Annotated in this window: 4 protein-coding genes and 1 pseudogene; 2 read left to right on the top strand and 3 right to left on the bottom strand. The window is 60.8% G+C overall.

Annotated elements, in window-relative coordinates; all coding sequences use genetic code 11:
• Nucleotides 1-30: 30 nt before the first annotated feature.
• Nucleotides 31-1,584, bottom strand: a pseudogene (locus F7R19_RS13535) (IS3 family transposase).
• Between the two features lie 249 nt (nucleotides 1,585-1,833).
• Between F7R19_RS13535 and F7R19_RS13530 the strand changes: the two are divergent.
• A complete protein-coding gene (locus F7R19_RS13530; RefSeq protein ID WP_041863569.1) occupies nucleotides 1,834-2,979 on the top strand; it encodes an acyl-CoA dehydrogenase family protein in 1,146 nt (381 codons plus the stop codon).
• 51 nt (nucleotides 2,980-3,030) lie between these two features.
• Complete coding sequence (locus tag F7R19_RS13525) at nucleotides 3,031-4,098, top strand: MBL fold metallo-hydrolase (RefSeq protein WP_012248113.1); 1,068 nt, start codon at nucleotides 3,031-3,033, stop codon at nucleotides 4,096-4,098.
• 10 nt (nucleotides 4,099-4,108) lie between these two features.
• On the opposite strand, the gene F7R19_RS13520 is transcribed toward F7R19_RS13525, so the two are convergent.
• The gene (locus F7R19_RS13520) at nucleotides 4,109-5,329 is read right to left on the bottom strand and encodes a phenylacetate--CoA ligase family protein (RefSeq protein ID WP_012248114.1); all 1,221 of its coding nucleotides are present in this window, start codon (nucleotides 5,327-5,329) and stop codon (nucleotides 4,109-4,111) included.
• A gap of 27 nt (nucleotides 5,330-5,356) precedes the next feature.
• Nucleotides 5,357-6,145, bottom strand: a complete 789-nt coding sequence (locus tag F7R19_RS13515; RefSeq protein ID WP_012248115.1) for an enoyl-CoA hydratase/isomerase family protein — start codon at nucleotides 6,143-6,145, stop codon at nucleotides 5,357-5,359.
• Between the last annotated feature and the right edge of the window lie 39 nt (nucleotides 6,146-6,184).

Raw genomic sequence — 6,184 nt, 5'->3', positions numbered from 1 at the left:
CGGCGTCTGTCAAGGCAGTTGGAACCTGATTCATGCGGCCTCTAATACTGGATCGGTGTCTTGCTCATGTTGATCCGGCTCGGGGTTGAGCCAGACGCTGCCGATGGGCTGCCAGTTGCGTAGTTTTCCCGACCATCGTGCTGGGTGGCGTTGCCTGGCTTGTTGGTACAGGCGCTGTCGGGCTTGCAGAATGGGGGCATCCAGGCCCGCATGACGCTGCGCCGGAGCCAAGTAGCGAATGGCGCTGTGGCGATGCTCATGGTTGTACCAGTGGATGAACTGATGCACCCACAGGCGTGCGGGCCTGCACGCTTGCAAAGCCGTCGATCGGGTAACCGGGCCGGTACTTGCAGGTGCGGAACAGGGCCTCGGAATACGCGTTGTCGTTGGATACCTGGGGTCGGCTGTGCGAGGCGGTAATGCCCAGCTTCTCGAGCGTGACCTGCAAGGTCGAGCCTTTCATGGCGCTACCATTATCGGCATGCAATACCAGGGGTCGGTGCTGACACTGCTCGCGCAGCACGGCGCGCTGGATGATGGTGGCACTGTTGGCCATGTTCTCCGATTCAAACACCTCGGCCCCGACGATTTTCCGGCTGTAGATGTCCAGGATCAGATACAGGTAATAGAACCGGCCGCGGATACGCGTATGCAGGTACGTGACGTCCCAGCTCCAGAGCTGGTTGGGTGCGTCGGCACAGTGGCGCCGTGGTGCTCCAGCGTGACGTGGCGCGCGCGCCCGGCCACGGCGGTGCTGCTCATCGGCTTGGCGCAGCACGCGATAGAAGGTCGACTCCGACGCCAGGTACCGGCCCTCTTCATCGAGCAGCCGTACCACGATCTGCGCCGGCGGCAGGCTGGCGAACTCGGGACGGTGGCAGGCCTGCAGCACGGCCTGGCGCTCGGCGTCTGTCAGTGCATGCGATGGCGTGGCATGTATGGCGTGCGGGCGTCTGTCCTCATCGCCCGTCGCCCAGCGACGATAAGTGTTCAAGCCGATACCGAGTTCGATGCATGCGCTCTGCAAGCGTGCACCGGCCTGGCGAGCCTCATCGACCAACGCTACAGCTTGACGGCGATCCTGGGCATTGGTCATTCTTCCTCGTCCCCCCAGATCGCCCGGGCTTTTTTTCGCAAGGTCAGCAATGCTGCCGTCTCAGCCAGCGCGGCGTTCTTGCGGCGCAGCTCGCGCTCCAAATCGCGCGTGCGGCGACGTTCAGCCTTGAGCGCGTCGGCCTCCTGCCGGGCGGCGCTCTGGCTCTGCGCGTTGGCCTGCTCGCAACTCGTTCGCCAGCGGCGCAACTGCTCGGCATACAGTCCCCGGCGCCGGCAGTACTCGGCCAGCTCCACTTCGGACAGCGCAGCGCTTTCCAGCACGGCGTTGAACTTGTCCTGCGAGCTCCAGCCCTCGCTGTCCGACGCCTGGTCTGGCAACAAACGGCCCTGGCCGCGGGCCTGTTTGCGCCAGTTATAGATCGTGGCCTCGGAAATGCCTTCTTCGCGTGCCAGGTCGGAGACCGTGCGGTTGTGCGGGGCCAGTAACTTCTTCAGGATGGCTTCCCGGCGTTCTGCGGAATACTTCATCGGAACCTTCTCTTTGCCCCCAATGGTTTGGGACTCTAACAGCAACTGAGGTTCCAACTATTCTGACAGCGGGGGAGGGTAAGAGGCGGGAACATAATTGACCGAAGAGTAAAATTCATGTTCAATAGGTAAAACGATCTTCCAATAAGTCGAAAATTGGTGAGAAAAGTGCTCCGGAAAGCCCGGCAGCATATGGCACGCATTGATCACTACAACAAGGCGCCGCAAGGCTCCATTCAAGGAGATATGATGTCCGATACTTCCGCAGTCTTCCTGAGCGAACAGGAAGTCATGATCCGCGATTCCGCCAGAAAGGTGGCCAACGAAGTCGTCGCAACGACCGCGGCCGCGCGCGATCAGTCGCAAGCTTGGCCACATGACGAGCTGAAATCTGTGGGTGAACTCGGCTTTATGGGTATGTTGGTGCCAGACGAGTATGGCGGGTCGGGCGCAAGCTTTGTCGAATACTGTCTGGCCATTGAAGAGTTCGCGGCGGCGGATGCTGGATTTGCGACTATCGTTCATGTCCACAACAGTCTGGGTCTGACGCTGATGTGGTCGGCTAGCGAAGAACAGAAGCGTAAATACTTGCCAAAGCTTGCCAGCGGTGAGCACATTGGCGCCTTCTTGCTTACCGAGCCTCACGCCGGATCCGACACCGCGGCATTTCGCACCTCCGCGCGACGAGATGGCACTGAATACGTCCTGAACGGCAGCAAGCAATTCATTTCGAACGGCAGCGAGGCAGGCTTGGCGATCGTGCTTGCGGTCACCGATCCAACCGCCGGCAAGCGCGGAAAAAGCTTGTTCCTAGTCGACCCGAAGCAGCCCGGATACGAGGTCGCACGTGTCGAAAGTAAATATGGTCAACACACCGCACATCTCGCGCAGATCGAATTGAAGGATTGTCGCGTCCCAGCCGGAAATCTCATTGGTGCCGAAGGCGCAGGCTATCAGCAAACGATGGCATTACTGTCGCACGGCCGTGTCGCCATTGCGGCGCAGGCCGTTGGGGTCGCTCGTGCCGCGCTGGAGGCGGCCTTGCGGTACGCCAAGGACCGGGAAGCGTATGGCGCCCCGATCATCAACTTGCAGGCGGTCAGCTTCGACTTGGCAGACATGGCGATGCATGTAGAGATTGCCCATCAGTATGTGTTGCATGCCGCACGCTTGGTCGATGCGAACGTTCCATGCGCGAAGGAAGCGTCGATGGCGAAGCTGTTCGCTAGCGAGATGGCGGAGAAGGTGTGCTCTACCGCGCTACAACTCCATGGTGGGTACGGCTACCTCAAAGATTTCCCGGTCGAACGCTATTGCCGGGACGTCCGTGTCTGCAAGATCTATGAAGGCACGAGCCATATTCAGAAGCTCATCATTGCGCGTAGTCTGGCCTAGGAATAACGCCGGGCGGATGTAATAAGGCCGGCGTATCGTGAGGAGTCCGCCATGAACACTGAAGACGAAGGTAGCACAGCTGCCAAGCTTGGCCTGACATATCCGTGCGGAGAGGTTCCAGAGGCGGGAACCGCCAGGGAAATCGCGCAGGGGGTGCAGTGGATACGCATGCCCCTGCCGTTCCAACTCGACCATATCAACATGTGGGCAATCCGTGATGGGGCCGGCTGGTCGCTGGTGGATACCGGCATCTGGTCGCCCGATACGGCGGCGGCTTGGCGCCGGTTGTTTTCCGGTGTGCTCGGGGATCCTGTGACGCGCGTCTTCGTCACCCATATGCATCCCGACCATATCGGCATGGCGGGCTGGCTGACCCGGAAGTTTGGCTGCAAGCTATGGATCAGTCGCCTGGAGTACCTGAGCTGTCGCGTGCTAGGCGCCGATACCGGTCGTGAAGCGCCGGAGGACGCCGTGCAATTCTATCGTCGGGCCGGCTGGAATGACGAAGACATCGAAAACTACCGTACGCGGTTCGGCGCCTTCGGCAAGATGATCTATGCTTTGCCCGACAGTTATCGGCGCCTGCGGGATGGCGAAGAGCTTTATATCGGCGGACGGCTCTGGCGCGTCGTGGTGGGCACGGGGCATTCGCCAGAGCATGTTTGCCTGTACTGCCCTGAGCTAAAGCAGCTGATCTCGGGCGACCAGATATTGCCCCGCATATCATCCAACGTCTCGGTATTTCCCACCGAGCCGGAAGCTAACCCACTCTCAGACTGGCTGGATTCGCTTGAAAAACTGAGGCGCGAAGTCCCGGACGACGTACTGGTGCTTCCTTCACATAATGAGCCGTTTCATGGCTTGCATCATCGGATCGACTCTCTTTTGCAGAGCCAGCAGCGCGCGCTCGAGCGGCTGCGGAAAGCTCTGTGCGAACCGCGGCGTGTGATCGACGTATACGGGGCACTGTTCGCCCGGGCTATCACCTCGGACCACCATTTGATGAGCATGGCGACGGGAGAAAGTTTGGCCCATCTCAACTATCTCGTAGCCCGAGGTGAAGCTTCGGTGCGAATCGGAGACGACGGCTGCGCCTGGTATCAGATGACCGCCGCCTAACAGCGATTCGCTAAGTACCGCTCTTGCGATCTACCACTAGTACGGTTTCCGCCGCCAGGGCATCGGCCGCTAGCCATTCGAAGTGATCGGGCTTGAGCCGGGACAGGGTCTGGAATTCCTGGGCCACCGTCTGCGCCAACGAATCCTGTCGTGCCGAGGGTTCGACCGCCAGGCGTAGTGTGACTTCCTCGCGGTTGCCGGGGCAGGTGATCACCGCCTGAGCGGCGCGCACTCCAGGAATGCGGATGGCCAACTCCTCCAGTTGCCGAGGATAAATGAAAATTTCCCTGGCCTTGACCGCCTGCCCGACCCGGCCCTGTATTTGGCCGATCCTGCTAACACATCCGTCATCACCGGTTTCGAGGGCGCAAGCGACGTCGCCGGTGCCGAAGCGAATCAGTGGCCAACCGGGCGAAAGCGTGGTAACGACGATTTGGCCCGGCGTGCCCGCAGCGACTGGCAAGCCGGTGACTGGGTCGCAAATCTGCACCAGACGGTCTTCGTGGATTGCATAACCTTCTTGGCCCTTCTGTTCGTAGCCAATCAATCCAAAATCGCCGGTGGCGTAGGTGGAGAAGGTTCGCATGCCATAGCGCTCCTCGAGGCGGCGGCGCTTGCCCATCCAATCTCCCATCTCGCCGCCCAGTAGAGCAGAGCGCACTTTCCAAGCTCGCGGCAGCTCGTGACCGAGGCCCTCCAGTGTCTCGACCAAGGTCATGAAAAAAGCGGTGGAAGCGCAGATGCAGGTGACACCCAAGTCGAGCACAATCTTCGCCTGCAATTCGGCGCCGCCAGTCCCGGCAGGAATGACGGTGGCGCCGCAGGCGACAATGCCCCGGTCAAGCAGAAGGCCGGCGGGAACGAGGTGATAGGACCAGGTGTTCAGAACGCGGTCGCCCGGCCCTACACCGGCAGCCTGAAACACCCGTGCAAAACCATGTCCATCCCGGTCGGAGCGCAGGTGCGGTTCGTTCAGGGGGCCGGGCGAGACAAAGATGTGCGCGATATCCTCTTCCCGAGCGGCGAGGAACCCGCCGAACGGCGGATGTGATTGCTGAAGCGCTAGCAGTTCGTCCTTGCTGGTGACCGGCAGACGTGTCAGATCCTGGGCGGTGCGCAGGTCGGCTGGCGTCATCCCGGCTCTTTCATAGATTGCCCGTATGGCCGGTGCCATCTGCCAAGCGGTTTCCTGCGTGGCACGCAGGCGGGCGAAGCGGTCGAGGGGTGTCATGGTCTCTCTCCTCACAAACAGGCGTTCCTAGCGACCGGTGAACACCGGCGCTCTTTTCTCGTTGAATGCGGCCAGGCCTTCCTTCATGTCCGCGCTATGGGCATGCACCTCGGAAGCCAGCAGTTCTAGCCGCAAGGCCGATTCGATCGGCTGGGCCAGTCCATCATCAACCAGTGCCTTCATTCGGCGCAAGCCAAGAGGGCTCTTCCGGGCTAACGTGGCGACCAGCTCGCCGGTAGCGGAAAGCAGCTCCGCATCTTCCACCACCTTGTTTACCAGGCCGGCGGCCAGCAATTCCTCGGCCGGCAGGAATTCTCCCGTATAGAGCAGATACTTCGCACGACTCGGTCCTATCTTTCGCGGCAGTCGTACCGATCCGCCGCCGCCCGGAAGCAAGCCGTAGTTGGCGTGCGCGTCGCCCAGCTTGGCCGAGCGGGCCGCGATGACCAAATCACAGCACAGTACCAGCTCGAGGCCGCCGGCTAGCGCCAAGCCGTTGATTGCGGCAATGACCGGCATCGGAAAGCTCTCCACGCGGTTCATGAGGGCCAGTACCTCGCTCAGGAAGTGCCGTGTTCCATTGTCGGTGTCGCCGACCTGGCTTTGCACGTACTTCAAATCGGCGCCGGCGCAAAAAGCGCGTCCATTGCCGGTCAGTACCACGGCACGTACGCCGTCAGTGTTCTGCGCCTGATCCAAGGCTCGGGAAATTCCGGCCAGCACCCGTGGCGTCAATGAGTTCATTGCTTCAGGACGGTTTAGGGTAATCCACATGGCGCCGTCGCGCACCTCGGAAATGATCTCTTCCTCATTCATGGGCTGTCTCCTCTGGTTTGGATTGAGTGTCTTATCTTG

The organism is Cupriavidus pauculus (assembly GCF_008801835.1).
Classification (GTDB): domain Bacteria; phylum Pseudomonadota; class Gammaproteobacteria; order Burkholderiales; family Burkholderiaceae; genus Cupriavidus; species Cupriavidus pauculus.
The sequence above is the reverse complement of the archived record's forward strand: the minus strand, read 5'-3'. Positions and strand labels throughout refer to the sequence as shown.